Consider the following 24,918-nt stretch of genomic DNA (forward strand, 5'->3'; position numbering starts at 1 on the left):
CCGCCTTCCCGCACCCTCCCCTCCGACAGAAAGCCCCGCACCCGTGACCAGCGCCACCCGCGTCCTCGTCCTCAACTCCGGCTCCTCGTCGGTGAAGTACCAGCTCCTCGACATGGCCGACGACTCCCGGCTGGCCGCCGGCCTCGTCGAGCGCATCGGCGAGCCCGCCTCGCGGCTCGTCCACAGTCCGCTCGCGGGCGGCGGGGAGCGCCGCGAGCGCACCGGGGCGGTGCCGGACCACGCGGCGGCCCTGAAGGCCGTCGCGGAGGAGCTGGCCGCCGACGGGCTCGGCCTGGACTCGCCCGAACTGGCGGCCATCGGCCACCGGGTGGTGCACGGCGGCCTGCGGTTCACCGAGCCCACCGTGGTCACGGACGAGGTGCTGGCGGAGATCGAGCGGCTGGTGCCGGTGGCGCCGCTGCACAACCCGGCGAACATCACGGGCATCCGCACCGCGCAGGCGCTGCGCCCGGACCTGCCGCAGGTCGCCGTGTTCGACACGGCGTTCCACACGACGATGCCGGAGTACGCGGCGCGGTACGCCATCGACACCGAGGTGGCGGACGCCCACCGCATCCGCCGCTACGGCTTCCACGGCACGTCGCACGCGTACGTGTCCCGGGAGACGGCCCGGCTGCTGGGCAAGGACCCGTCCGAGGTGAACGTGATCGTGCTGCACCTGGGCAACGGCGCCTCGGCCTCCGCGGTGGCGGGCGGCCGGTGCGTGGAGACGTCCATGGGGCTGACGCCGCTGGAGGGACTGGTGATGGGCACCCGGTCCGGGGACGTGGACCCGGCGGTGGTGTTCCACCTGAAGCGGGTGGCCGGCATGTCGGTGGACGAGGTCGACGCGCTGCTGAACAAGCGCAGCGGGTTGATCGGCCTGTGCGGCGACAACGACATGCGGGAGATCCGCCGCCGCGTCGACGAGGGCGACGAGCGCGCCCGCCTGGCCTTCGACGTGTACGTGCACCGGCTGAAGAAGTACATCGGCGCCTACTGCGCGGTGCTCGGCCGGGTGGACGCGGTGGCCTTCACGGCGGGTGTGGGTGAGAACGCGGCGCCGGTGCGGGAAGCTGCTGTGGAGGGCCTGGAGCCGCTGGGCCTGGCGGTCGACGCGGAGCGCAACGCCGTACGGTCCGGTGAGCCGCGGCTGATCTCACCGGAGGGTGCGCGCGTGGCGGTGGCGGTCGTGCCGACGGACGAGGAACTGGAGATCGCCCGCCAGACGTACTCGCTGGTAAACAACTGAAAACAGGAAAAACGACGACGGGAAGAGAAGCTCAGAAGAACTCGGCTGAGCGGCCCCCCGCCCATTTGTACATTCCGCCAGCCGGAATATTCCGCACAGAAACAAACCGATAGGATCCGCCTTATGCGCCGTTCCAAAATCGTCTGCACACTGGGCCCCGCCGTCGACTCCTACGAGCAGCTGAAAGCGCTCATCGAGGCCGGCATGAACGTGGCCCGCTTCAACATGAGCCACGGCACCCACACGGAGCACGAGGAGCGGTACCACCGCCTCCGCAAGGCGGCCGCGGACTCCGGGCGCGCCGTGGGCGTGCTCGCCGACCTCCAGGGGCCGAAGATCCGCCTGGAGACCTTCGCCGAGGGGCCGGTCGAGCTGGTCCGCGGCGACGAGTTCACCATCACCACCGAGGACGTCCTCGGTGACAAGTCCATCTGCGGCACCACCTACAAGGGCCTGCCCGGAGACGTCGCCAAGGGCGACCAGGTCCTGATCAACGACGGCAACGTCGAGCTGAAGGTCCTGGAGGTGGAGGGCCCCCGCGTCCGGACCATCGTCATCGAGGGCGGCGTCGTCTCCGACCACAAGGGCATCAACCTGCCCGGCGCGGCGGTCAACGTGCCCGCGCTCTCCGAGAAGGACATCGAGGACCTGCGCTTCGCACTGCGCATGGGCTGCGACATGGTGGCCCTGTCCTTCGTGCGGGACGCGGACGACGTCAAGGACGTCCACCGGGTGATGGACGAGGTGGGCCGCCGCGTCCCCGTCATCGCGAAGGTGGAGAAGCCGCAGGCGGTGGCCAACATGCAGGCCGTCGTGATGGCGTTCGACGGTGTCATGGTGGCCCGCGGCGACCTGGCGGTCGAGTACCCGCTGGAGAAGGTCCCGATGGTGCAGAAGCGGCTCGTCGAGCTGTGCCGCCGCAACGCCAAGCCGGTGATCGTGGCGACCCAGATGATGGAGTCGATGATCACCAACTCCCGCCCCACCCGCGCCGAGGCGTCCGACGTCGCCAACGCGATCCTGGACGGCGCGGACGCGGTCATGCTGTCGGCGGAGTCGTCCGTCGGCGCGTACCCGATCGAGACGGTCAAGACCATGTCGAAGATCGTCACGGCGGCCGAGGAGGAGCTCCTCGCCAAGGGCCTCCAGCCGCTGGTGCAGGGCAAGAAGCCCCGCACGCAGGGCGGTTCGGTGGCCCGGGCGGCCTGCGAGATCGCGGACTTCCTGAGCGGCAAGGCGCTGATCGCCTTCACCAAGTCCGGTGACACGGCCCGCCGCCTGTCCCGCTACCGCGCGGAGCAGCCGATCCTGGCCTTCACCACCGAGGACGACACCTGCAACCAGCTCACGCTGAGCTGGGGCGTCGAGTCCTTCGTCGTCCCGCACGTGGACAACACGGACGCGATGGTGGAGCTGGTCGACGCCGAGCTGCTGAAGCTCCAGCGCTACGGCTCCGGCGACGTCATGATCATCACGGCCGGCTCGCCACCCGGCGTCCCGGGCACCACGAACATGGTCCGCGTCCACCACCTGGGCAGCAGCACCTCCTGACGCGCACCCCTCGACACGCGTGTGGGCCGCACCCCTTGCCGGGGTGCGGCCCACCGCGTGCATACGGGGCACCGGCGCGCGGGGGCCGGGCCCGTGCGGGCCGAAGCGCCGCGGGTCAGCCCTCGATGTGGTTGTGCAGGCCCGGCACGGTGAGCGTGCCGCCGAACTGGCCGGCCTGGACGACCCGTGCCTGGGTGAAGAACGCGAAGGGCACGTCCAGCGGCGGCGGGGAGTCCGGGCTGAAGGTGATCGGGATGATGCCGAAGAGGTTGCCCTTCAGCTCCTCCGTGTACATGGTCACCGTGCCGTTGCGCAGGGTGGACGTGGAGCCCGGTCGGGACTCCACGTGGGCCTTGCGGCCCTCGCTGTGGACCGTGATCTGGTGCAGGTCCTTGATGTCCACCTCGGACGCCGTGAACTTGAGCGCCTTCTTCACGGTGCCGCTGCCCGTCCTGACCTCCACGATGCCGTGGTACTTCAGGCCGCGCAGCGTCAGCAGCGTGCTCTCCAGCCGCCAGGGGTCGTCCGGCAGGTGCGGCAGGCCCGGCTCCAGGTCGGCGTCGGCGAGCGCCTGCGGGTCCAGGGTCGGACACGGGAAGCGGGGCTTGGCGCCGTCGGGTATCTCCTCGTCCTGCTTCGGGTCCAGGCCCTTGACGTCGTCGGGCAGCTCCCGGACCTCCGCACCCGCCTGGTCGGCGGCGTCCTTGATGGCCCGCTCGACCGGATCGGCCGGGGTGTCCGCCGGCCCGGCCGAGGGCTTCGGCGCGGCAGGGGCCTTCGCGTCCCCGGACCCCCGCCCCACGGCCGCGTCGTCAGCGGGCTTCGTCTCGGCGGCCTCCGCGTCGGCGGGCTTCGTGTCGGCGGCCGGTGCGACGGAGGGCTGCTGCGCCGCGTCCCCGGCCTGCGGCCCCTCCTCGGTCCGCGGCTCGGCGAGCGCGCCGGCTGCCTCCGTGAGGCCGCCGAGGAGGTCGCCGATGGCCTCGCCGACGCCGAGCGGGTCCAGCGGGTTCCTGGTCTCGGCGGGGGCGGGGGCGCTCGTGGCGGGCGCCGGCTGCGTGGTGGGGCCGGCCGTCCCGGGCTTCGCGCCCGTACCGGAGCCCGTACCCGTGCCGGCACCCTCGTCCGTGCCGGAGCCCGTGCCCGACCCGTCGTCCCCGCCGGAGCCGGTCCGCGAGGCGGAAGGGCTCGCGGAAGGCTTCGGCCGCGCGTCCTGCGAGGGACCGGACGAGGGCTTCGGGGAGGCGGACGCCGTCGCCGAAGGCGTCGCCTCCGGCTCCTGCGGCTCGTCCGGCTGTGTGACGCAGGGGCCGGGGGCGAACGGGATGTCGTTCTCGTCGGCCAGGGCCGGCGGCGGTGTGAGGCTCATCCCGACGAGGACGGCCGTCGGCATCGCCGCGAGGGCCAGCGCCTTGCCCGCGGGGCCCTGCTGAAGCTTGGTCAGCAGGGACTTACGGGGGGCCGCGTGGCGCGGGCCCCTTCTCGTCCGCCCGGCGCCCCCGTCGGCGGCCGCCGGCTGCGTTTCGTCACCCCGCACTGTTCCTCCCGCCGTTCGCGTCGACGACCGTCGTGTCGGTGCCGTACTGGGCCGCGGCCTCGGTCGGCGCGGCCGGGCCGGGCGCCGCTCCCGCGGCGGTCCCGGGCATGACCGGGGCGGACGCCTCGGCCGGCTGCTGTGCGTCGGGCTGCCGGACCTCGGGCAGGCCGGCCTCCGGCTGCCCGGGTGCCCAGGCGAGGGACATGGCGCCGCCGACCAGGGCCAGCAGGAAACCGATGGCCAGACCGCCGAAGTTGGCGACGGGGATGGACACCAGGCCCAGCAGGATGGAGGCGACGCCGGCGAAGACGCGCACGATGGGCTGGAACCACATCGTCAGGCCCAGGGTGACCAGGAGCACCCCGATGATCAGGGAGCCGGCACCTCCGGTCGTCGCCATCGAGAGGGTCATCTGCCCGAGGTGGAGGCTCGCGTAGGGGAAGTACGCGATGGGGATTCCGCCCAGCAGGGTGAACAGGCCCGCCCAGAACGGCCGGGTGCCCCGCCAGTCACGGAACCGCCGCTTCAGGACGCGAAGGTAGTGCTCGTTCTGCTCCGCGGACGCGGCTGACTCGGCGCTCATGGAAGCTCCCTGGAACTGGCATTGCTGTGTGATGAGGGAGACGGGTGGGCTCGGGCGCCGGAAGCGTCCTCACCCACCCGCACGGATCACCGGTCAGTAGCACTCAACGCCCGCACCCGAGCCCTTGAGAAGCTTCATCTTCAGACCGCTGAGCTGGAACTTGCCGGCGGTGGTCGCCCACGCCTTCTGCTTCACGCCGGTCAGCTTGGCGCCCTTGGCCTGCTGCGCGAAGCCGTTCTGGTTGATGTTCCTGTCCTTGACGACGGGCCCCTTGCCGATGCCGGGGTTGTCCGTGTCCTTGGCGGCCATGCCGATGTCGATGTCGTCGAACGTGGCGTCGGCCTCAAGGTCGGTGACGTCGAGGTACAGGTTCTGCGCCACGACCGGGTCCTTGTCCCCGGCCGTGAGCTTGAGCGTGATCTTGCCCAGCAGCGGGACGTCGGTCACGACCGACTGGCACATGCCGGAGATCGTGGCGTCCTTGAACGTCGAGATGGCGACCGGGCGCGGAACCAGGTCGTCACCCTCCTTGACGTTCGCGTAGCCCATGTCGACGCCGCCGTACTGCGCGAAGCCGGTGCCGTTGAGCTCCTTGGCCGTGACCTTGAACTCCTGGCCGGAGACGGCGAACGACGCCGCCAGGGCGCCCTGGGCGATGCCGACGCCTATCGCCGCCGTGGCGGCCACGCTGGGCACCATGACGACGGCGAACCGCTTCCATCTGGTCCCACCGCGAACCTGGGACTGCATAGATTCCTCCTTCTCGGACGTACATCTCCGGGAGGGCCCGAGGGCCGTCCTGGGATGGGAGAAGTGCTACGTCCTCGGGAAGGGGAACACCTGCGGGCGAGCGCGGAACCGCGCGATCCGACCGACGGCGACCACCCCCGAGCGACGACCAGGGGCCGCTCGGCGCTGGCGCCCGCGGCCCGTTCGGACAGGTCCTGCCGGTGGGCGGGAACCCCCCTGTCCACGGCCGGCGCGACAGTGCCGCCGGCCTACTCGGTGGGGACCCGGATCCGCGGGCACGGCTGGTTGCCGGGCTCGTGCGGATTCGGACCGAGCGACGCCGATCGTGGTCCATTCGGGCCCGGGGCACAAGGGGGTTCGTTACCCGCTAGTAACGGCTCGATAAACCGGCTGCGACGGCGCGGGGCCGCGCAGGTACACACCGTGCTACCGACGGGTTCGGCAAAAGGCCATGTATCGCGGAATGGCCGGACATAAGAGCGCCGTTGACTTACTGCAAGTAACAGCGGCTGCGATTGCCAAGTTTTGGCAAAGCGCAGCCGCCGTCCACCGCTCGGCCGCCGCACCGGCGACCCGTCTCACCTCGCGGCTGTCCGCCGCACGGGGTGGTCAAACCATCCGGAAAGGGTGGTGAACACCCGTCAGAAGAGCACGCGCGCCAGCGCGGCCCTGCCCTTCACGACCCGCGGGTCGTCCGGTCCGACGACCTCGAACAGTTCCAGCAGCCGCAGCCGCGCCGCCTCCCGGTCGTCGCCGGCCGTGATCCGCACGGTGTCGACCAGCCGCTCGAAGGCGTGCTCCACGTGGCCGCCGACCAGGTCCAGGTCCGCCACAGCGAGCTGCGCCGCGACGTCCTTCGGGTCCTCGGCGGCGTCCTCGCGCACCTGCTGCGGATCCATGCCCTGGACCCGGCCCAGGAGTTCCGCCTGAGCCAGACCGAGCTTGGCCTCGCTGTTGCCCGGGTCGTCGACCAGCACGTTCTTGTACGCCTGGACGGCCCCCGCGATGTCGCCGGAGTCCAGCGCGCGCACCGCGGCCTCCAGCAGGGCGTCGTACGGCCCGGCCGGCGCGACCCGCGCCTCGGCGCCGCCGTCCTCGGCGTCCGCGTCGACGGCGATCCCGGTGAGGCCGAAGCGCTGCTCGGCCACCTGGACGAGCTGGTCCAGGGTCTGGCGGATCTGCTCCTCGGGGGCCGCACCCTGGAAGAGTGGCAGGGCCTGCCCGGCCACCACCGCGAACACGGCGGGGATCCCCTGGATCCCGAACTGCTGCATCAGCATCTGGTTGGCGTCGACGTCGACCTTGGCCAGCACGATCCGGCCGGCGTACTCGACGGTCAGGCGTTCGAGCAGGGGGCTGAGCTGCTTGCACGGCTGGCACCACTCGGCCCAGAAGTCGAGGACGACCGGCACCTCGGCCGAGCGCTGCAGGACATCGCGCTCGAAGCCCGCCTCGTCGACGTCGATCACCAGCGCGGACGGCGGCACCGCCGGCGCCCCGCCCTGCCGGGCCGCCTGGGCCCGCGCCTGCTCCGCCTTCGCCTTGGCCTCTCCGGCCGCCTTCACCGCGGCGAGGTCGACGACGCCGCTCATGGACATGTTCCTAGGCTGCATGGTTACATCCTCCCCCCTCCGCGCGCGTGACCGGTACGCCACGGCTGCCGCCGCGGTGTCGGCACCGGGTCCCCACTCGGTGCCTGCAACTGTCGTCTGTCGCCGCCCGGGCCTCGACCGGCCCTTTCGCTACGGCTCGTAGCGTATCCGCCGGACCCACGGCCCGGCTAGGCACCCCCTGTGAACTGCCCCACACGTGCGGCGCCGGAACAACAGACCTACTCACCGGTATGGTCGCCGTCATGCGCACCCCCCGCACCGCTCCCCCCGCCGGAGCCCCGGCCCGGCCCGGGCGCCCGCGCAGCGCCGCTGCCGACACCGCGATCCTGGAGGCGACCCGCGCCGCCCTGGTCGAGCAGGGCTGGTCCAAGCTGTCGCTGAGCGACGTCGCCGCCCGCGCGGGCGTCGCCAAGACGACCCTCTACCGACGCTGGCCCGGCAAGAGCGAACTGGTCGTCGACGCCGTCGCGGTCCTCTTCGACGAACTGGAGCTGCCCGACCGCGGCAGCCTCGCCGCCGACATCGAGGGCGTGGTCCACCAGTTCGCCGGCATCCTGCAACGGCCGGAGGCCAAGACGGCGCTCATGGCGGTGGTCGCGGAGTCCACCCGGGACCGCGCGCTGCGGGACCGCATCCGCGCCTCGATCGTGGACCGGCAGAAGCGCCTGGTCCTGGAGGGCCGGGCCCGCGCCCAGGCCCGCGGCGAACTGCCCGCGACGGCGGGCACCCAGGAGGACGGCACCGACGACCTCGTCTTCGACGTCATCGCGGGCGCGGTGGTGCACCGCGCCCTGGTGAGCGGCGAGCCGGTGACCGCGGCGTGGGTGACACGCTTCACGGCCCTGCTCCTCGGCGGGCTCAGCGCGGCGGCTGGCCGGGTCACAGCTCCCTGAACATGACGTGCAGCCCCACGTACCCCTCGACGGGGTGCCGGAACGCGCCGGGGACGGTCCCGACGATCCGGAACCCGAGCCGCTCGTAGAGCCGTACGGCGTGCCGGTTGGTCTCCACGACGGCGTTGAACTGCATCCCGCGGAAGCCCGCCGCCCGGGCCCAGTCCAAGCTGTCGCACACGAGCGCCCGCCCGACGCCGCGCCCCCCGTGGTCCGGGTCGACGAGGTAGCTGGCGCCGGCGACGTGGGCGCCGTGGCCGTGCTGGTTGTTGTTCATCTTGGCGGAGCCGACGACGGTGCCGGTGTCGGCGTCCACGGCCACGACCGTGCGGTTCGGCGGGCGGAGCAGCCACCAGCCGCGGGCCTCGTCCTGCGCCAGGTCCACCGGATAGGTGAAGGTCTCCCCGGCGGCCATGATCCGCCGGAAGAACGGCCACACGGCGGGCCAGTCGTCGTCGCGGGCCTCTCGGATCTCGATGCGCATCGGGTCAGGATGCAGTCCGGTCACGGGCCCCGCCAGCGGTTTTCCGCCGGGGCCCCGAGCGCAAAGGGTGCCGCCCCGGGGGCCTACCGGGTGTACTCCTCGCCCAGCAGCACGACGTAGACGTCGGCCCCGGGGTCGTCCTCGTCCTCCGGGACCAGCAGCAGGGAGAGCTCCGGCCCCGCCCCGGCGAACTTGACGGTGACGGACGGGTCGTACTTCTCGCCCGGGTAGAACTCCGCGGTGGCCGGGCGCTGCGCCGCGGCGCCCCACTGCTCCACCAGCCGCCGCGCGTCGGCGCGTGGATCGCCTTCCTCGGCGGCGAAGTCGGCGAGCCCTTCGGCGTCCCGCGCCCTGAGCCGCGCAAGGACGTGCTCGGTGACGGCGAGGCTGCCGGGGGTCGGGCGCCCGCTGACGGTCAGTTCGAGCGGGTCGGTGCCGTTCTTCTGCCGCTCCGGCGTCTTGTCGGTGGAGAAGACGTCGCAACCGCCGACCAGCAGCACCGCGGCCGCCGAGAGGCAGACCGCGCGACGTGCGCTGTCACGGGTCCGATGCGTCATGTGCCCCCCGAGCCGCGGTGAAGTGCCGCCGTACCGGGGCAGAGGGGATGTTACCCCGGCGTAGCGGCGCTTCCCGGGCCGCCGTGGCCTGGGGCTTCGCGGACCGGGGGAGGCGGCGGCACGGACGCGGAACGGGCCGGGCCCGGCGCTCCCGCCGGACCCGGCCCGCACCGGCTCAGAACGTCGCCGGCTCCACGTAGTCGCCCCACTCCTCGCGCAGCACCCCGCAGATCTCGCCCAGCGTGGCCTCGGCCCGTACGGCCTCCAGCATGGGTCCGATCATGTTGGAGCCGTCGCGGGCGGCGGCCAGCATGCCGTCGAGGGCGGTGCGCACCTTCGCGTCGTCGCGGCGGGACTTGCGGTCGGCCAGGATGCGGACCTGCTCGCGCTCCACCTCGTGGCTGACGCGGAGGATCTCCAGGTCGCCGGTGACCGAGCCGTGGTGGCAGTTGACGCCGACGACCCGCTTGTCGCCCTTCTCCAGGGACTGCTGGTAGCGGAACGCCGACTCCGCGATCTCGCCGGTGAACCAGCCGTCCTCGATGCCCCGCAGGATGCCGGAGGTGATCGGGCCGATGGGGTGCTGCCCGTCCGGGTGGGCGCGCAGGCCGCGCTCCTTGATGCGGTCGAAGATCTTCTCGGCGTCCGCCTCGATCCGGTCGGTGAGCTGCTCGATGTACCAGGAGCCGCCCAGCGGGTCGGCGACGTTGGCGACGCCGGTCTCCTCCATCAGGACCTGCTGGGTGCGCAGCGCGATCTCGGCGGCCTGCTCGGACGGGAGCGCGAGGGTCTCGTCCAGGGCGTTGGTGTGGAGGGAGTTCGTCCCGCCGAGCACCGCGGCCAGCGCCTCCACGGCCGTGCGGACGACGTTGTTGTACGGCTGCTGGGCGGTCAGGGACACGCCGGCGGTCTGGGTGTGGAAGCGCAGCCACTGCGCCTTGTCGCTCGTCGCGCCGTAGACGTCCTTCATCCAGCGGGCCCAGATGCGGCGGGCCGCGCGGAACTTGGCGATCTCCTCGAAGAAGTCGACGTGCGCGTCGAAGAAGAAGGACAGGCCAGGTGCGAAGACGTCGACGTCCAGTCCGCGCGAGAGGCCCAGCTCGACGTACCCGAAGCCGTCGGCCAGCGTGTACGCGAGCTCCTGCGCGGCCGTCGCGCCCGCCTCGCGGATGTGGTAGCCGGAGACCGACAGCGGCTTGTACGCGGGGATGCCGGCCGCGCAGTGCTCCATCAGGTCGCCGATGAGCCGCAGGTGCGGCTCGGGCTGGAACAGCCACTCCTTCTGGGCGATGTACTCCTTGAAGATGTCCGTCTGGAGGGTGCCGTTCAGCACGGACGGGTCCACGCCCTGCCGCTCGGCGGCGACGAGGTACATGCAGAAGACCGGGACGGCGGGGCCGCTGATGGTCATGGACGTGGTGACGTCGCCGAGCGGGATGTCCTTGAACAGGACCTCCATGTCGGCGGCCGAGTCGATGGCGACACCGCAGTGGCCGACCTCGCCCAGCGAGCGCGGGTCATCGGAGTCGCGGCCCATCAGGGTCGGCATGTCGAAGGCGACGGAGAGGCCGCCGCCGCCGTTGCCGAGGATCATCTTGTAGCGCTCGTTCGTCTGCTCGGCGTTGCCGAAGCCGGCGAACTGGCGGATGGTCCAGGTGCGGCCGCGGTAGCCGGTCGGGTACAGGCCGCGGGTGAAGGGGTACTCCCCGGGCCAGCCGATCCGCTCGAAGCCCTCGTAGGTGTCGCCGGGCCGGGGCCCGTAGACGGGCTCCACGGGGTCTCCGGAGAGCGTGGTGAAGTCGGCGTCGCGCTTGCGGGCGGCGTCGTAGCGGGCCTGCCAGCGTCGGCGGCCTTCCTCGATGGCGTCAGCGTCCATGCCTTCGAATTTACTAGGACGTCCTAGTAAATGTCGATGGCTGACCGCCGGGCGCGTCCGCCCGGCGGCCTCGGGTGCGTGGCGCTACGCCTTCGCGACGGCGGGCTGAGACCCCGCGACCAGCGGCTGGACCTCGCGGGTGACCTTCCGCTCCACGAAGAACGCGACGAAGGGAATCGTCCCGGACAGCAGGATCCACAGGAGCTTGCCGAAGGACCAGCGGGCCTTGGAGCCCAGGTCGAACGCGAAGATCAGGTAGATGATGTAGAGGACGCCGTGGGTCTGGGACACCATGAAGGTGACGTCCTCACCGACGCCGAAGCCGTACTTGGCGACCATGCACCCGCAGAGCACGAGGAGCATGACCGCGGTGACGTAGGCCATGACCCGGTAGCGGGTCAGCACGCTGGGTTTCATGGCTACGAGCGTAACCAGGCGGCCGGGCGGATCTTCACGGACCCCCGGCGGTCACGCCTCGTCGAAGTCCCCGGCCGACACCCGCAGGGGCCGCAGCATCGCGAAGATCTCCCCGCACTCCTCCGCGTCGTACGCGCCGAGCCCGAAGTCCATGGCCATCAGGTCCTTCGTGGCGGCCTCCACGACCTCGCGGCCCTTGTCCGTGATGGACGCCAGGGTGCCGCGGCCGTCGTTCGGGTTCGGGCGCTTGGCGACGAAACCTGCCCTGACCAGCCGGTCCACGGTGTTCGTCACCGACGTGGGGTGCACCATCAGCCGCTCGCCGATCTTCGACATGGGCAGCTCGCCCGCCTGGGAGAAGGTGAGCAGCACCAGCGCCTCGTACCGGGCGAACGTCAGTCCGTACGGCTTGACCACGGCGTCGACCTCGGCGAGCAGGATCTGGTGGGCGCGCATGATCGAGGTGATCGCGGCCATCGAGGGCACCGGACCCCAGCGCCGCTGCCAGAGTTCGTCGGCGCGGGCGATGGGGTCGAACGGGAGACTGAGCGGCTTGGGCACGCCCCGACCTTACCCAGGGGTCACATGGCGGTCAGCCCGGTCTCACGCTTTGGTCGCCGCAGCCCGCCGCCCGCTGCGCCCACGGTGTCCCACCGGTGTCGCACGCTGACCGATTGTGACTGTTGTGTCACGATGTGCAGCATCCTGCTGTCAGCCGCCCAAGGGGTCCGGATGTCCAGCCACCACCTGACGGCCACCCGCCTGACGGTCACCGCCGCCCTGCTCGCCGTCCTGGCCGGCTGCTCGCCCGGGGGGAACACCGCGCAGGCTCCCCGTGCGACCGGCAGCGTCCCGGCCGACTCCGGCCAGGCCGCCGCGCCCTCCTCGGGGTCGCCGTTCTGGGTGGACCCCGACAGTCCCGCGGCCCGACAGGTCCGCGCGTACGAGGCGGCCGGGCGCACCGCGGACGCGCGGGTGCTGCGGCGGATCGCGGAGCAGCCGGCCGCCGTGTGGCCGTCCGGCGGGGACCCCGTGCCGGACGTCACCCGGGCGGTGCGCGGAGCGGCGGACGAAGGACGCACGGTGATCCTGGTGGCGTACAACATCCCGCACCGGGACTGCGGCCAGTACTCGGCGGGCGGAGCGGCGGACGCGGGCGCGTACCGGGCGTGGGTGGACGCGTTCGCCGACGCCGTCGGGGACGCCCCGGCGATCGTGGTGCTGGAGCCGGACGCGGTGCCGCACCTGGTGGACGGCTGCGCGGGCGGCGCGGCCCAGGAGCGGTACGCCCTGCTGTCCGAGGCGGTGGACCGGCTCAAGCGGCAGCCGCACACGAAGGTGTACGTGGACGCGGGCAACCCGGCGTGGATCAAGGACCCCGGCAAGGTGGTGGAACCGCTGCGGCGGGCGGGCGTGGACCGGGCGGACGGCTTCTCCCTGAACGTGGCGAACTTCCAGACGACGGACGAGGTGACCGCGTTCGGCTCGCAGGTGTCGGCGCTGCTCGGCGGGGCGCACTTCACCGTGGACACCAGCCGCAACGGCGCGGGTCCGCTGCCCGGCGGGGGCGCGGAGGCGTGGTGCAATCCGCCGGGGCGGGCGCTGGGCACGCCGCCGACGCTGCGGACGGGCGTGCCGCGCGTGGACGCCTACCTGTGGGTCAAGCGGCCGGGCGAGTCGGACGGCACGTGCCGGGGCGGCCCGCCGGCGGGGACGTGGTGGCCGGAGTACGCGCTGGGCCTGGCGCGGCGCGCGGCCGGCTGAGCCCGGGACCCGGCTGGGCGCTACTCGCTCTTCGCCGGGGTCTTCACCTGCACCCACTTGGCGACGGACGGGCGGCCCTCGGCGTCGAGGGCGAAGAGCATGTACCAGCCGGGCGGCACGAGCGTCGGGTCGAGGGGGGCCTCGACGGTGATCGAGTCCTCGGTCCGGGTGAGGCCGAGTTCGACGGAGCGCTGCTCGACGTCGGTGGTGTGGGTGACGGCGCTGGGCCGCATGAGCCGGGCCTCGGTGATCCTGGCGGCGTCCTTGGTGCTGAAGGTGGCACGGCCGTCGGCGTCCAGTGCCTCCGGGCCGTCGCCGAGGACGGGGCGCCGGGTGGCGGCGTCGCCCTGGAGGTAGGGCGGGGTGTAGACCTCGACGCGCTGCTCGAAGGTGCCGAGCTTGGTGTTGTCCTTGTCGCCGAAGAGGGGGTCGGAGCCGAAGGTGGCGACGCGCCCGTCGGGCAGCAGCAGGGCCTCGGAGTGGTAGTTGCGGCCCACGGTCGGGTCGGCGGCCGGGCGGAAGGTGTTGGTGACGGGCTCGTAGAACTGGGCCTTGAGGATGTCGCTGGCGCTGCGGCCGCGGTAGTCGCGGGAGCCGCCGGTGGTGAAGACGGTGTCGTCGGGCAGCAGGACGCTGCTGAGGTAGCGGGTGCCCTGGGGCAGGCTGGGGCCGGGGCGGAAGACGGGACTCTGCTGCGTGAGGTCGATGATGGCGGTGCGGGGCGTGGACAGGGCGGACTCGCCGACGCCGCCGCCGCCGAGGACCATGAACTTCTGGTCCTGGACCGGCGGGAGGGCGAGGGAGGCGGCGGTCTCCAGCTGGTCGGGGTCGCCGATGCCGCGGATCTCGGTGAAGACGTTCTTCTTCAGGTCCCACAGCCCGGGGATGCGGCCCTTGTCGGCGGGTCCGTAGCCGGCGTTGGCACCGGTGTAGAAGAGCTTGCCGCCCTGGGTGAGGAAGAGCGCCGGGTAGGTGGGGAAGTAGCGGAAGGGGCCCTTGGTCCACTTCTTGGTCTTCGGGTCGTAGATCTCGTTGTCGCCGGGGACGATGTCGCCGACGTCGTTGAGGCCGGAGACGGCGAGGACGCGGCCGTCCTCCAGCGTCACGAGCGTCGGGTACCAGCGGGCGTCGGCCATGGGGGCGACCGGGACGTACTTCTCGGCCACGGGGTCGAACTCGTACGCGGACTTGATGCCCTGGAAGTCCTGCTTCTCGGTGGTGAGCTTCTGGGCCAGCCCGTAGACGTTCCGGGCGTCCTCGCCCTTCAGGCCGACGATCTCGTACTGGGCGGCCTGGGTCGTGAGGCCCTTCGGGCCCTCCTCCTTCGCCTCGACGAAGACACGGGCCTCGGCGGCGGTCACCTTCGTCTCCCACGGCTTCATCTGGCCGCTCTTGTAGTACGAGATGGTGAACTCGCGCTTGGCCTTGGGGACGGTGACGTCGAACCGGGACACGTACTCGACGCCCGACGGGGAGCGGAAGACGGTCCCCTTCCTGAGCGTGACGGCCTTGTCGGGGCTCTCGTTCTTGACGCGCATCGCGCCGCCCGCGCGGGTGACCTCGCCGTCGAGGACCTCGTAGCGCGCGGTGCCCCCGGCGACGAGGAGGCGGCCGTCGGGGAGCTGGCTGTGGCCGGCGCAGAAGAAGTCCTCGGGGGTGTCGACGGCGGTGAACGTGTTGTCGGCGGGGTCCCACAGGACGGTCTTGAAGGACCCGGCGTCGAAGTTCTTCTGGTTGTTGCCGGACCCGGCGATCAGCAGCACCTTGCCGGTGCGGAGCAGGGCGGCGTGGATGGCGTTGAGGCGGTACTCGCCGGGGACCTGCACGGGTGCCCAGGAGCCGTACCTGGCCTTGTACTCGGGCTGGGCGATCTTGTAGGCGTGGTACTTCTCCTCGGCGAAGGAGAGCGCCGCGGGGGCGTTGAGACCCGCGAGGACGACGATGGCGCCTCCGCCGAGCAGGGTCTTCTTGAACTTCTGCGACGGCCGGTAGGCCATGGGTCAGTTCCCTCCTGTCGTGGTGGCCAGGGCGGCGGTCTCGGGTTCCTCGGCGGCCGCGGGGGCCCCGGTCGCGGCGGGGGCTGCGGCGGCCGCGGCGGCGCGGCGCTCGCGGGCGGTGGTCCAGGCCCAGACGGCGACGGGCGCGAGGGCGACGAGCAGGGCGAGGACGGCCCAGGTGCGCATCGCGGCGTGGGTGTGGTCGAAGTGCACGGAGGCGGCGAGGGCGGCGGCGAGGACCGCGGCCCAGCCGAGGTGGATGCGGAAGGTGAGCAGCCGGTCGGGGCTCGCCTGGCGGCCCTTGGGGGTGACGACGAACCGCCCGCTGGTCCGCAGCAGCGCGGCCGCCAGGGACTTCAGGTAGACGGGCGCGGACAGCGCCGACATCGCCATGCCGGCGAGGCCCCCGGAGCCCTCCGGTTCGTGGGGGGAGACGTTGTGGCGCCGGTTCCACAGGTACAGGCCGATCTGGAGGGCCGCCGCGTCGCTGTAGAGCATCATCCACACCGAGGAGGAGACCTGCGTGCCGGAGGCGCCGAGCCACAGGTAGAGGGTGCAGCTGAGGACGCCTAGGAACCAGTTCACCGCGGTCATCGGGTAGTACACGAGCATGAGCGAGTAGTTGAGGAGCCGCCCGGCAGGCATCCGGAAAGGCGCCTTCCAGTACTGCTTGAGGAGGGTCTCGTACGTCCCGCGGGACCAGCGGAGCTGCTGGGTGAAGAAGTCGGTCCAGGAGGCGGGCCCCTCCCCCACGGCGAGCACGTCCGGGGTGTAGACGGACCGCCAGTGGCGCCCGGTCCTCGGGTTCCTCCTGCGGTGCATCTCGAACCCGGTCGCCATGTCCTCGGTGACGGAGTCGTACAGGCCGCCCACCTGGAGCACGGCCGCGACCCGGACGACGTTGTTGGTGCCGACGAACATGGGGGCGCGGTAGCGGTTGCCGGCGCGCTGGATCAGGGCGTGGAAGAGGAACTGCTGGGATTCGGCTGCCTTGGTGACGGCCGACGCGTAGTTGCCGTACACCTGCGGCCCGACGACGAAGGCCACGTCCGGGTCGCGGAAGTAGCCGAGCATCCGCTCCAGGAAGTTCGGGAGCGGGACGTGGTCGGTGTCGACGGAGGCGAAGTAGTCGTAGCCGCCGCCGTGCCGGGCGAGCCAGGCGTTGTAGTTGCCGTGCTTGGTCCTCGCCTTGTGGACGCCCCAGGACCGGTTCCAGTCGAGCACGCCCTTGCGGGTGAAGTGGTGCACCCCGAGTTCAGCGCAGAGCGCCTTGGCCTGCTCGTCGTCCCCCTCGTCGAGCAGCCACACGTGCAGCGTCCCGTCGTGCCGCATGCGGACGGCGCCCTCCAGGGTGGCGCGCACCATGGCGAGGGGTTCCTTGCCGGGGACGTACGTGGTGAGGAACGCGACGCGGGTGCCCGGCTCGGGGCGTACGGGGACGGGGTCGCGGGCCATCAGCGTGGCGTGGGCGATGGAGGTGACGTTGACCAGCATGAAGAGGCAGATGAGCCCGATCGACACGAGCATGACGGTGTCGAAGGCGACGAGCCACCGGTCCCCGCCCTCCCGCCGGGTCCAGTGCGTGGGCCAGACGAGGTACGCGAGGAGGGCCGCGGACAGCACCGGGGCGAGGACCATGAGGAGGACGGCTCGTATTCGCCGGGGCTCGTCGGAGAGCAGGCTGCGGTACTGCACGGTGTACCCCGCCGGCTCCGGCTCGGTGAGCGGCCCTGCGAGGCGGCTGTAGCTGTCGTAGTCGTACGTGCGCGCGTTGCCCTCCGACCGGTGCACGAATGGCCTCCAGCCCTGTCGACTGAGATCGCTTACGTCAACAGAAAGGGACAGGTACGGACATGTCGACCGGAGGAGTCCGAGCGGGGGAAGCGGGGGGCGGGGGGTTTGGCGGGGCACACTGACGGCCCGTCAGTCCATCGGGCGGGACGGCGGGCGGGACACTCCGCCGCCGCGGGGACCGCTGCGGGGGCGCGGCGGGCAGCGGGCGGGGCGCGACGGCAGGCGGGCGTCGGGCGTGGGGCGGGGTCAGCCGAGGTACGGGTGCGGGCGCCGTTGCAGGTAGTGCTGGAGGCGCAGCCGCTGGGTGTGGTGCATCGGGAGCGACGCGAGGTCCTCGACCGCCACGAAACGCACGTCCGTACTCTCGTCCGACACGGCGAGGGCACCACCCGCAAGACGGGCCGTGAAGCAGACGTTGAACTGTCGCCGCACCTCGCCGTCGCTGAAGGCGATGATGTGACGGGGATCGGTGTAGGTGCCGACGAGCCCCGTGATCTCGACGTCGAACCCCGTCTCCTCCTTGACCTCCCGCGCGGCGGCAGCCGGCAGCGACTCCCCCATGTCCATGACGCCGCCCGGCAGCGCCCACAGGTCGTTGTCGCGGCGCCGCTGAAGCAGCACTCGGCCTTCGTCATCAGTGACCACGGCGGATGCCGCCACCACCATGCTGTTGGGCCGGGGCGCGTTCGGATCGTCGTAGTACTCGGTCCTGGCCATAGGCTCACTCTTCCACGGCCTGCGCGGTGTCCCACGCCCTGGCGAAACTATCCGCGTAGGTATCGAACAAGCCGCCGGGGCCTTCGCGCCTGAGGTGCCACACGGGCGCCCGGTAGGCGTTCACACCCCACACGTGCGCGTTGACCAGCATGTGGTCGTCCACGCGATAAATGCTGTTGTACAGGGTCGTTCCGTGGGTGCGCAGCTCGAAGCCGGGCGTTGCGAGCAGGGGGCGGTAGTGCATGAGAGCGAGGCGGCACCGCGACTCGATGCCGTGCCCGAACCTCTCTTCCACGCCACGGGCCTGTACGCAGGCACTGTCCGGATCCCCGACCGCGATACGGACCGAGCATCCGGCGGCGGCTCGCTCACGCAGGAGCTCGTTGAACCTCGGATACGCCTCATGCAGGTATACGGCCGCATAGACGAGCAGATCGACCTGCCGGTGCGCCTGCGCGACGAGTTCCGCGAACACGGACACGGGTACGTCGGCCCTCTGCTCGTACAACGCGACAAGCTCGGGGCTGACAGCACGTGCAGCCCGCGACTGCCGAAGAGCAGGCCAGAGCTCGTGCACGTCCTCCCCCAGGGCCTCCGCCGCCTTCAGCGCGACCCCACGCCGCGGGGTCCGGCCCAGGTTCACCCACCGTTCAACGGTCTTGGGGTCGACGCCGACGACCCCTGCCAGGGCGCCGCACGTCCACCCTCCGGACACCATGACCAGCCGCAGGCGTCGATTCGCCGCAGTACCCACCCGGAACCCCTCTCTAGACACTCGAACTTCCCGAGGGACGTTCTACGGCAACCAGGACGTCCTGAAGCGGGAAACGTACGCGGTTCCTTCGTCCTGGTGAGCGGCGTGATCATCGCCCCATGAGCGAACCCATGCGGTACAGCACCCCGCCCCTCGACCTGCCGGTGTGGTGGGGGCCGGAGCCCGGCCCCGTCGAGGGGTGCCCCGCCTGTGCGTGGCTCGTGGACGTGCGGGCGGCGGCACGGCAGCGGGGGGACATGGCGAAGGTGTCGGACTGCAACGTCCTGCTGCGGCGGCACCCGCAGGGCCACCGGTGAACGGCGCGGAGCCCCGGCCGCTGATGACCCTGCGCGTGTCCCGGGACGGCGGACGCACCTGGGGCCCGAGACGTACCGTGGCCACCGGCGACGGCCCTCCCCCGCTGCTGACGCCGGCATGGCCCCCGTGCCGCTGCCACCGCTGCACGCCGCCCCCGCGGGGCGGGGGCCCCGGCTGACGGGGCCGTTCCGGTGCGGTGCGCGCACCTGTTGGCTCCAGGCGTCCGCGGCGCGCTTGGTTCACCGTAATACGCGTCATACACTCGACGCGTGGCGAAGACCAGGATCAGCATCAGTCTTGACGAGCATCAGGCCGAGCGCATCAGGCGGCACGCCGAGCGGGCCGGCCTGGACGTGTCGGCGTACCTCGTGCACGCCGCCACCCGGCAGATGGCCGAGACGGAAGCCATAGAGGACCGGTTCGCGGGCGTGGACGCCGTGATCGCGGCGGCCACGGCCGAGGCGGCACGCCTTCCCGGGGGGGCCGTGCAGCCCGTCGGCGAGTTGACCGAGCAGGAGCAGCGGGACGTCGACGCCGCCCTCGACCTGGTTCTCGGGGCGGACCGGACCGGCACCCGTCCAGGAGAGGCCGCGTGAAGGCACGGGTCCCCGTCTACGACACGGGGATGCTGATCGCCCTGGCGGACCGCAAGGCCAAGCCGGTCCGCCTGCACGAAGCACTGAGGGCCGCGCCGCACCGGGCAGTGGTCCTCGGGCCGGTGCTCGCCCAGGTGTGGCGTCCGCATCCGGCCCTCGTGCACGGACTGGGCGCGGTCCTCAAGGACTGCACGGTGCCGCTGACCCGCGGCTCCGCCCCGCCGATGCGGGAGACGAAGGCGGGCCGCCCCGAGTGCATCGCCTGCGCGAGCGGCTTCGACCTGGCGGACTGGCGCCGCGTCGGCACCGTCCTGGGGCGGGCCGACCTCCCCGCCAAGAAGCGGCCTGACGCGGTGGACGCCTGCGTGGCGCTGGCCGCCGCCAGACACGGCAGCGCGGTGGTCTTCACCAGCGACCCGCAGGACATCGCCGCCTACCTGGCGGTGCTGGACCCGCCGGACGTGCACGTCCACGCCGTGTGAGTGGTCGGCCCACCGCGTGGCCGCGCGTCGCCGGGCATGGCCCCCGTGCCGCTGCCACCGCTGCACGCCGCCCCCGCGGGGCGGGGGCCCCGGCTGACGGGGCCGTTCCGGTGCGGTGCGCGCACCTGTTGGTCCCGGGCCGGGCCGGTACGCACCTGATGGTCCCGGCCGTCGGCGGGGGCGTCGCGCGTCCGCCCCCGCGGGGCTCAGGCCCCGTCCGACAGGTGCCGCTCCACCGTCGCGACCTTGGACGTGAGGCCGTCCGTGACGCCCGGGCGGATGTCGGCCTTCAGGACGACCGAGACGCGGGGCGCGCGGGCCTCGACCGCGGCGACGGCGCGCTTCACGACGTCCATCACCTCGTCCCACTCGCCCTCGACGGTCGTGAACATCGCGTCCGTGCGGTTCGGCAGGCCCGACTCGCGGACGACCCGCACCGCGTCGGCGACGTAGGCGCCGACGTCCCCTCCCACGCCCAGCGGCGTGACGCTGAACGCGACGATCACGCGGCGTCCACCACGCCCTCGCGCCGGGCGCGCGACGCGGCGACCGCGTCGTCGGCCTCGCGCTTGAGCCTGCGGTCCGCGACGAAGCCGCCGAAGGGGACGACCGACAGCACGAAGTAGAGGGCGGCGGTCTTGAGCGGCCACTTCGCCTTGTTCCAGGCGTCCAGCCAGAAGAGGCCGTAGAGGACGAACAGCAGGCCGTGGATCGCGCCCATGACGGGGACCGCGTTGAAGTCCGTCGTCCGCTTCAGGACCGAGCAGATCAGCAGCAGGATGAAGGACACGGCCTCGGGGCCCGAGACCAGGCGCAGGCGGTGGAGGGCGGATGCGGTCTTGATGTCCACGGAAGGCACCTTCCGGTGTGGGTGGTGTACGGGGGATCGGGCCGCCGGGGCCCGATCTTGTGAACGCGTGCACAAGCGGGTCCCATTGTGACAGGCGGCTTTGCCAACCTTTTAGCTGGGGCCCTTCTCCGGGTCGGCCTCCTCCTCAGGGGCCTGTCCGGGCCGCCGCGCCGCCGGTTAACGTCTGCGCGTGGCAACCTTCCGACTTCAAGGCAGCAAAGTGCTGGCCGTCGACATGACCGGGGACGCCGTCAAGGCGAAGAACGGGTCGATGGTCGCGTACGAGGGCCAGATGGCGTTCAAGAAGATGACCGGCGGCGGCGAGGGCCTGCGCGGCATGGTCACCCGGCGGCTCACCGGTGAGCAGATGGAGGTCATGGAGGTGCGGGGGCAGGGCACCTGCTTCTTCGCCGACCGGGCCTCCGACATCACCGTGCTGGGTCTGCACGGGGACAAGCTGTGGGTGGAGGCGAGCAACCTGCTGTGCGCCGACGCGGCGCTGCGGACCGGCACGACCTTCACCGGGCTGCGCGGCGGCGCCTCCGGCAACGGGCTGTTCACCACCACGGTGGAGGGCTCCGGGCAGGTCGCGGTCATGTCCGACGGGCCGGCCGTGGTGCTCCGCGTGACCCCGCAGTACCCGCTCTCGGTGGACCCCGGCGCGTACATCGCCCACCAGGGCAACCTCCAGCAGAGCTTCCAGTCCGGTGTGACCTTCCGCACGTTCATGGGCGAGGGCGGCGGCGAGGCGTTCCAGATCCGCTTCGAGGGCGACGGGATCGTGTACGTGCAGCCCAGCGAGCGCAACACGGTCGGAGGAGACGTCTGATGCCGTTCCGGGAGATCAACTCCAAGATGGTGGAGGCCGTCCTCACGCCGGGGCAGCGGTTGTTCAGCCAGCGCGGCGCCATGCTCGCATACCGCGGGGACGTCACTTTCACGCCGAACATCACCGGCGGCCAGGGCGGCGTCATGGCCATGATCGGCCGGCGGGTCGCCAACGAGGCCGCGCCGCTCATGACCGTGGAGGGCAGCGGCACGGTCATGTTCGGGCACGGCGGCCACCACGTGCAGGTCATCCAGCTCACCGGCGACACGCTGTACGTGGAAGCGGACCGGCTGCTCGCCTTCGACGGCACACTGGAGCAGGGCACCATGTTCATGGGCTCGCAGGGCGGCGTCATGGGCATGGTCCGCGGCCAGGTGACCGGGCAGGGCCTCTTCACCACGACGCTCAAGGGGCACGGCGCCGTCGCCGTGATGGCCCACGGCGGGGTCATCCAGCTGCCCATCACCCCGGGGCGGCCGGTCCACGTGGACCCGCAGGCGTACGTCGCGCACCACGGCGACGTGCGGAACAAGCTCTCCACCGCGCTGGGCTGGCGCGACATGGTGGGGCGCGGCTCGGGCGAGGCGTTCCAGCTGGAGCTGAGCGGCAGTGGTGCGGTGTACGTCCAGGCCTCGGAGGAGAAGCTGTGAACGCGTCCGTCGTGTACGACCCGGTGTCGCTGCCGAGCGACGACAACGTCAACGCGTACACCTTCTGCGTGGAGCTGAAGGGCTCCCGGTGGTTCCTGCAGAAGGGCAAGATGATCGCCTACTACGGGAACATCTCGTTCAACGGCGTGGGGCACGGGCCGCTGGAGCGGCTGGTGCGGGGCAGCTTCCACTCGCCGATGCACGCGAGCGACTGGGTGGTGGCGGAGGGCAGCGGCAAGATGCTGCTCGCGGACCGGGCCTTCGACGTGAACTCCTTCGACCTGGAGGACGGCAACCTGACGATCCGGGCCGGGAACCTGCTGGCCTTCCAGCCGTCGCTGTCGCTGAAGCAGTCGATCGTGCCGGGGTTCCTGACGCTGATCGGCACGGGGAAGTTCGTGGCCGCCTCCAACGGCGAGGTGGTGTTCATGGAGCCGCCGATCCGGGTGGACCCGCAGGCGCTGGTGGGGTGGGCGGACTGCCCGTCGCCGTGCCACCACTACGACCACTCGTACATGCGCGGGGTGATGGGCGGTGTGCGGGCGTTGACGGGGCTCGGCGGGGCCTCGGGCGAGGAGCACCAGTTCGAGTTCGTGGGTGCCGGGACGGTGCTGCTCCAGTCGACGGAGACGCTGATGCCGGAGCAGGCCACGGGAACCGTGCCGCACGAGCCGGGCGTCCCCGGGGGCGGTGCGCACGGGGGGCACGGGCACGGGCACGGTTCCGGCCACGGGCAGCACGGCTCCGTACCGCGCCTTCCCGGTCAGCTGGGGGACCTCCAGCGCCGCTTCGGGCTGTGAGCGGTAGTCTGCGGAGGGTGACGCGCTCGAACGTCTGCACTGCCGTGCGGGCGTCCGGGGACGGGGGACGGGGAGCGGAGCAGGCGTCACCGCATGTCGTTCACTTCGTCCACATTTCAACTGTTTAGGTAGAATCCATCTATGGAGACCGAGACGGCCACCCCTTGGCTGACCGATGCGGAGCAGTGCGCCTGGCGCACGTATCTGGACGTCAACAGGCTGCTGACGTACCAGCTGGAGAAGGACCTCCAGCCGTTCGGGCTGACCAACAACGACTACGAGATCCTCGTGAACCTGTCGGAGTCCCCGGAGCGGCGGATGCGCATGAGCGACCTGGCGGCGGCCACGCTCCAGTCCAAGAGCCGCCTCTCCCACCAGATCACGCGCATGGAGAACACGGGTCTGGTGCGGCGTGAGAACTGCGAGTCCGATCGGCGGGGGCTGTTCGCGGTCCTCACCGAGCAGGGCATGGAGACCATGCACAAGGTGGCGCCCCACCACGTCGACTCCGTGCGGCGCCACTTCATCGACCGGCTCACGCCCGAGGCGCTGAGCGCGATGCACACCGCCCTCACCCCCGTCGCAGAGGAGCTGCGCGGCCTGCGCGGCAAGCCGTAACCGCTCCCCCGCCGCCCCGCGCTGCCCCGCGGGGTGCCGGCCGTCCTGGCGAGGGCCACGCCGACAGTCCCCCACAGGACCGCACCGCACACAGACGTCCGACGGCCCCCGCCCCCTCGCGACACGAGGGGGGCGGGGGCCGTCGTCATACCCGGGCGGGGCTCAGTTCCCGGTGAGGCCCGCCACCAGCTCGTCGGCCGCCGCGTACGGGTCGAGGCCGCCCGCCACGATGCGCTCCGCGAGCGCCTCCAGCCGGCGGTCGCCGTGCAGGTCGCCGATCCGCTCGCGCAGCGCCGTCACGGCGATGGTCTCCACCTCGTGCGCCGCGCGGGCCCTGCGGCGGGCGGCCAGCACGCCGTGCTCCTCCATCCAGGCGCGGTGCTTCTCCAGCGCTTCCACGACCTCGTCGACGCCCTCGCCGCGCGCGGCGACCGTCTTCACGATCGGTGGCCGCCAGTCGCCCGCGGCACGGGCCTCGCCGAGGCCGAGCATGTGGTTCAGCTCGCGGGCCGTGGCGTCGGCGCCGTCCCGGTCGGCCTTGTTCACCACGTACACGTCGCCGATCTCCAGGATGCCCGCCTTGGCGGCCTGGATGCCGTCACCCATGCCGGGGGCCAGCAGGACGACGGAGGTGTCCGCCTGGGAGGCGATCTCCACCTCGGACTGGCCGACGCCGACCGTCTCCACGAGGATCACCTCGCAGCCCGCCGCGTCCAGCACGCGGATCGCCTGCGGGGCCGCCCACGCCAGGCCGCCCAGGTGGCCGCGGGTGGCCATGGAGCGGATGTACACGCCCGGGTCGGAGGCGTGCTCGGACATCCGGACCCGGTCGCCCAGCAGGGCTCCGCCCGAGAACGGCGAGGAGGGGTCGACGGCGAGCACACCGACCCGCTTGCCCGCCTTCCGGTACGCGGTCACCAGCGCCGACGTCGACGTGGACTTGCCGACGCCGGGCGAACCCGTCAGGCCCACCACGTAGGCGCCGCCGGTGAGGGGGGCCAGCGTCGCCATCACCTCACGCAGCTGCGGGGACGCCCCCTCCACGAGCGAGATCAGCCGGGCCACGGCCCGCGGCCTGCCCTCCCGTGCCTGCGCCACCAGGGCGGGGACGTCCACCATCACGTACCAGAGCTCCTAACTTCCCGTACCGCGCCGACCCGCGTGACCGCGGTGCCCTTGCTGCTGCGCCGCGCGGCCGCGGCGTCGTACGCCTGCCGGCCGCGCGGCGCCGCGTGCCCG

At 72.0% G+C, this 24,918-nt stretch carries 27 protein-coding genes; 11 read left to right on the forward strand and 16 right to left on the reverse strand.

Annotated features, from left to right (window positions below):
• Positions 1-43 precede the first annotated feature (43 nt).
• Positions 44-1,252 carry an acetate kinase gene (locus BJP40_RS24710; RefSeq protein WP_071282478.1) on the forward strand — a complete coding sequence of 403 codons (1,209 nt, stop codon included), beginning with the start codon at positions 44-46 and terminating at the stop codon, positions 1,250-1,252.
• Between the two features lie 123 nt (positions 1,253-1,375).
• The gene (pyk, locus tag BJP40_RS24715; protein ID WP_071270307.1) at positions 1,376-2,803 is read left to right on the forward strand and encodes a pyruvate kinase; all 1,428 of its coding nucleotides are present in this window, start codon (positions 1,376-1,378) and stop codon (positions 2,801-2,803) included.
• Between the two features lie 115 nt (positions 2,804-2,918).
• Here pyk and BJP40_RS24720 read toward each other — a convergent pair whose 3' ends face one another.
• From BJP40_RS24720 to BJP40_RS24735, 4 genes are all read right to left on the reverse strand, one after another.
• Positions 2,919-4,337 carry a hypothetical protein gene (locus BJP40_RS24720; protein WP_071282480.1) on the reverse strand — a complete coding sequence of 473 codons (1,419 nt, stop codon included), beginning with the start codon at positions 4,335-4,337 and terminating at the stop codon, positions 2,919-2,921.
• Entirely contained in the window at positions 4,327-4,920 is a 594-nt protein-coding gene (locus BJP40_RS24725) for a DUF6114 domain-containing protein (RefSeq protein WP_071270301.1), read from the reverse strand. Before BJP40_RS24725 ends, BJP40_RS24720 begins: the two co-directional genes overlap by 11 nt.
• 93 nt (positions 4,921-5,013) lie before the next feature.
• On the reverse strand, positions 5,014-5,670 hold the full coding sequence (locus tag BJP40_RS24730) for a DUF6230 family protein (RefSeq protein ID WP_071282482.1): 657 nt from the start codon (positions 5,668-5,670) through the stop codon (positions 5,014-5,016).
• 641 nt (positions 5,671-6,311) lie between these two features.
• A complete protein-coding gene (locus BJP40_RS24735; protein WP_079171442.1) occupies positions 6,312-7,283 on the reverse strand; it encodes a tetratricopeptide repeat protein in 972 nt (323 codons plus the stop codon).
• Between the two features lie 242 nt (positions 7,284-7,525).
• Between BJP40_RS24735 and BJP40_RS24740 the strand changes: the two genes are divergently transcribed.
• Positions 7,526-8,176 carry a TetR/AcrR family transcriptional regulator gene (locus BJP40_RS24740; protein WP_107416857.1) on the forward strand — a complete coding sequence of 217 codons (651 nt, stop codon included), beginning with the start codon at positions 7,526-7,528 and terminating at the stop codon, positions 8,174-8,176.
• Here BJP40_RS24740 and BJP40_RS24745 read toward each other — a convergent pair.
• The 5 genes from BJP40_RS24745 to BJP40_RS24765 form a co-directional block, all read right to left on the reverse strand.
• The gene (locus BJP40_RS24745) at positions 8,163-8,654 is read right to left on the reverse strand and encodes a GNAT family N-acetyltransferase (RefSeq protein WP_071282516.1); all 492 of its coding nucleotides are present in this window, start codon (positions 8,652-8,654) and stop codon (positions 8,163-8,165) included. The two genes, BJP40_RS24740 and BJP40_RS24745, sit on opposite strands and share 14 nt — an antisense overlap.
• An 89-nt stretch (positions 8,655-8,743) precedes the next feature.
• Positions 8,744-9,217 (reverse strand): hypothetical protein, encoded by a 474-nt coding sequence (locus BJP40_RS24750; protein WP_071282488.1) that lies wholly within the window; start codon positions 9,215-9,217, stop codon positions 8,744-8,746.
• Positions 9,218-9,392: 175 nt separating this feature from the next.
• Positions 9,393-11,093 carry a methylmalonyl-CoA mutase gene (locus BJP40_RS24755; RefSeq protein ID WP_071266951.1) on the reverse strand — a complete coding sequence of 567 codons (1,701 nt, stop codon included), beginning with the start codon at positions 11,091-11,093 and terminating at the stop codon, positions 9,393-9,395.
• Positions 11,094-11,177: 84 nt separating this feature from the next.
• On the reverse strand, positions 11,178-11,510 hold the full coding sequence (locus BJP40_RS24760) for a DUF3817 domain-containing protein (protein ID WP_071282490.1): 333 nt from the start codon (positions 11,508-11,510) through the stop codon (positions 11,178-11,180).
• A gap of 51 nt (positions 11,511-11,561) precedes the next feature.
• A complete protein-coding gene (locus BJP40_RS24765) occupies positions 11,562-12,071 on the reverse strand; it encodes a MarR family winged helix-turn-helix transcriptional regulator (RefSeq protein ID WP_071266947.1) in 510 nt (169 codons plus the stop codon).
• A gap of 171 nt (positions 12,072-12,242) precedes the next feature.
• Here BJP40_RS24765 and BJP40_RS24770 point away from each other — a divergent pair, with 171 nt between their 5' ends.
• Complete coding sequence (locus tag BJP40_RS24770) at positions 12,243-13,274, forward strand: glycoside hydrolase family 6 protein (RefSeq protein WP_071282492.1); 1,032 nt, start codon at positions 12,243-12,245, stop codon at positions 13,272-13,274.
• A 20-nt stretch (positions 13,275-13,294) separates the two neighbouring features.
• Here the strand turns inward: BJP40_RS24770 and BJP40_RS24775 are convergent, their stop codons facing one another.
• The 4 genes from BJP40_RS24775 to BJP40_RS24790 all read right to left on the reverse strand — a co-directional run bounded on the left by BJP40_RS24775 (position 13,295) and on the right by BJP40_RS24790 (position 18,500).
• A complete protein-coding gene (locus BJP40_RS24775) occupies positions 13,295-15,271 on the reverse strand; it encodes a kelch motif-containing protein (protein WP_071282494.1) in 1,977 nt (658 codons plus the stop codon).
• 3 nt (positions 15,272-15,274) lie between these two features.
• Positions 15,275-17,062, reverse strand: a complete 1,788-nt coding sequence (locus BJP40_RS24780; protein ID WP_071282496.1) for a glycosyltransferase family 2 protein — start codon at positions 17,060-17,062, stop codon at positions 15,275-15,277.
• Positions 17,063-17,311: 249 nt separating this feature from the next.
• Positions 17,312-17,782 (reverse strand): NUDIX hydrolase, encoded by a 471-nt coding sequence (locus BJP40_RS24785; RefSeq protein ID WP_071264020.1) that lies wholly within the window; start codon positions 17,780-17,782, stop codon positions 17,312-17,314.
• A gap of 4 nt (positions 17,783-17,786) precedes the next feature.
• Positions 17,787-18,500, reverse strand: coding sequence for a helix-turn-helix domain-containing protein (locus tag BJP40_RS24790; protein WP_071282498.1), 714 nt, complete (start codon positions 18,498-18,500; stop codon positions 17,787-17,789).
• 155 nt (positions 18,501-18,655) lie between these two features.
• On the opposite strand from BJP40_RS24790, the gene BJP40_RS24795 reads away from it, so the two are divergent.
• From BJP40_RS24795 to BJP40_RS24805, 3 genes are all read left to right on the forward strand, one after another.
• Entirely contained in the window at positions 18,656-18,853 is a 198-nt protein-coding gene (locus BJP40_RS24795) for a hypothetical protein (protein WP_071282500.1), read from the forward strand.
• 270 nt (positions 18,854-19,123) lie between these two features.
• Entirely contained in the window at positions 19,124-19,450 is a 327-nt protein-coding gene (locus tag BJP40_RS24800; protein ID WP_071282502.1) for a hypothetical protein, read from the forward strand.
• Positions 19,447-19,932, forward strand: coding sequence for a hypothetical protein (locus BJP40_RS24805; RefSeq protein ID WP_177204476.1), 486 nt, complete (start codon positions 19,447-19,449; stop codon positions 19,930-19,932). Before BJP40_RS24800 ends, BJP40_RS24805 begins: the two co-directional genes overlap by 4 nt.
• 206 nt (positions 19,933-20,138) lie before the next feature.
• On the opposite strand, the gene BJP40_RS24810 is transcribed toward BJP40_RS24805, so the two are convergent.
• Entirely contained in the window at positions 20,139-20,438 is a 300-nt protein-coding gene (locus BJP40_RS24810; protein WP_071282504.1) for an MTH1187 family thiamine-binding protein, read from the reverse strand.
• Positions 20,435-20,782: a DUF3817 domain-containing protein gene (locus tag BJP40_RS24815; RefSeq protein ID WP_071264029.1), complete on the reverse strand. Its 348-nt coding sequence runs from the start codon at positions 20,780-20,782 to the stop codon at positions 20,435-20,437. The genes BJP40_RS24810 and BJP40_RS24815 overlap by 4 nt, the downstream gene beginning before the upstream one ends.
• 190 nt (positions 20,783-20,972) lie before the next feature.
• Here BJP40_RS24815 and BJP40_RS24820 point away from each other — a divergent pair, with 190 nt between their 5' ends.
• From BJP40_RS24820 to BJP40_RS24835, 4 genes are all read left to right on the forward strand, one after another.
• On the forward strand, positions 20,973-21,611 hold the full coding sequence (locus tag BJP40_RS24820; RefSeq protein WP_079168848.1) for an AIM24 family protein: 639 nt from the start codon (positions 20,973-20,975) through the stop codon (positions 21,609-21,611).
• Entirely contained in the window at positions 21,611-22,261 is a 651-nt protein-coding gene (locus tag BJP40_RS24825; protein ID WP_071264031.1) for an AIM24 family protein, read from the forward strand. Before BJP40_RS24820 ends, BJP40_RS24825 begins: the two co-directional genes overlap by 1 nt.
• Entirely contained in the window at positions 22,258-23,061 is an 804-nt protein-coding gene (locus BJP40_RS24830; RefSeq protein ID WP_071282505.1) for an AIM24 family protein, read from the forward strand. Before BJP40_RS24825 ends, BJP40_RS24830 begins: the two co-directional genes overlap by 4 nt.
• 141 nt (positions 23,062-23,202) lie before the next feature.
• Positions 23,203-23,679, forward strand: coding sequence for a MarR family winged helix-turn-helix transcriptional regulator (locus tag BJP40_RS24835; RefSeq protein ID WP_071282506.1), 477 nt, complete (start codon positions 23,203-23,205; stop codon positions 23,677-23,679).
• A 162-nt stretch (positions 23,680-23,841) separates the two neighbouring features.
• Here BJP40_RS24835 and meaB read toward each other — a convergent pair whose 3' ends face one another.
• Positions 23,842-24,798, reverse strand: coding sequence for a methylmalonyl Co-A mutase-associated GTPase MeaB (gene meaB, locus BJP40_RS24840; RefSeq protein WP_071264037.1), 957 nt, complete (start codon positions 24,796-24,798; stop codon positions 23,842-23,844).
• Positions 24,799-24,918: the final 120 nt, after the last annotated feature.

It is taken from the genome of Streptomyces sp. CC53 (genome assembly GCF_001865245.1).
Taxonomy (GTDB): Bacteria; Actinomycetota; Actinomycetes; order Streptomycetales; family Streptomycetaceae; genus Streptomyces.

Bases quoted from the DNA above. Each gene is read 5' to 3' on its own strand.
- pyk (WP_071270307.1), top strand. From the start codon at position 1,376: ATGCGCCGTTCCAAAATCGTCTGCACACTGGGCCCCGCCGTCGACTCC.
- BJP40_RS24725 (WP_071270301.1), bottom strand. From the start codon at position 4,920: ATGAGCGCCGAGTCAGCCGCGTCCGCGGAGCAGAACGAGCACTACCTT.
- BJP40_RS24730 (WP_071282482.1), bottom strand. From the start codon at position 5,670: ATGCAGTCCCAGGTTCGCGGTGGGACCAGATGGAAGCGGTTCGCCGTC.
- BJP40_RS24735 (WP_079171442.1), bottom strand. From the start codon at position 7,283: ATGCAGCCTAGGAACATGTCCATGAGCGGCGTCGTCGACCTCGCCGCG.
- BJP40_RS24740 (WP_107416857.1), top strand. From the start codon at position 7,526: ATGCGCACCCCCCGCACCGCTCCCCCCGCCGGAGCCCCGGCCCGGCCC.
- BJP40_RS24750 (WP_071282488.1), bottom strand. From the start codon at position 9,217: ATGACGCATCGGACCCGTGACAGCGCACGTCGCGCGGTCTGCCTCTCG.
- BJP40_RS24755 (WP_071266951.1), bottom strand. From the start codon at position 11,093: ATGGACGCTGACGCCATCGAGGAAGGCCGCCGACGCTGGCAGGCCCGC.
- BJP40_RS24760 (WP_071282490.1), bottom strand. From the start codon at position 11,510: ATGAAACCCAGCGTGCTGACCCGCTACCGGGTCATGGCCTACGTCACC.
- BJP40_RS24770 (WP_071282492.1), top strand. From the start codon at position 12,243: ATGTCCAGCCACCACCTGACGGCCACCCGCCTGACGGTCACCGCCGCC.
- BJP40_RS24775 (WP_071282494.1), bottom strand. From the start codon at position 15,271: ATGGCCTACCGGCCGTCGCAGAAGTTCAAGAAGACCCTGCTCGGCGGA.
- BJP40_RS24785 (WP_071264020.1), bottom strand. From the start codon at position 17,782: ATGGCCAGGACCGAGTACTACGACGATCCGAACGCGCCCCGGCCCAAC.
- BJP40_RS24790 (WP_071282498.1), bottom strand. From the start codon at position 18,500: ATGGTGTCCGGAGGGTGGACGTGCGGCGCCCTGGCAGGGGTCGTCGGC.
- BJP40_RS24795 (WP_071282500.1), top strand. From the start codon at position 18,656: ATGAGCGAACCCATGCGGTACAGCACCCCGCCCCTCGACCTGCCGGTG.
- BJP40_RS24825 (WP_071264031.1), top strand. From the start codon at position 21,611: ATGCCGTTCCGGGAGATCAACTCCAAGATGGTGGAGGCCGTCCTCACG.
- BJP40_RS24835 (WP_071282506.1), top strand. From the start codon at position 23,203: ATGGAGACCGAGACGGCCACCCCTTGGCTGACCGATGCGGAGCAGTGC.
- meaB (WP_071264037.1), bottom strand. From the start codon at position 24,798: ATGGTGGACGTCCCCGCCCTGGTGGCGCAGGCACGGGAGGGCAGGCCG.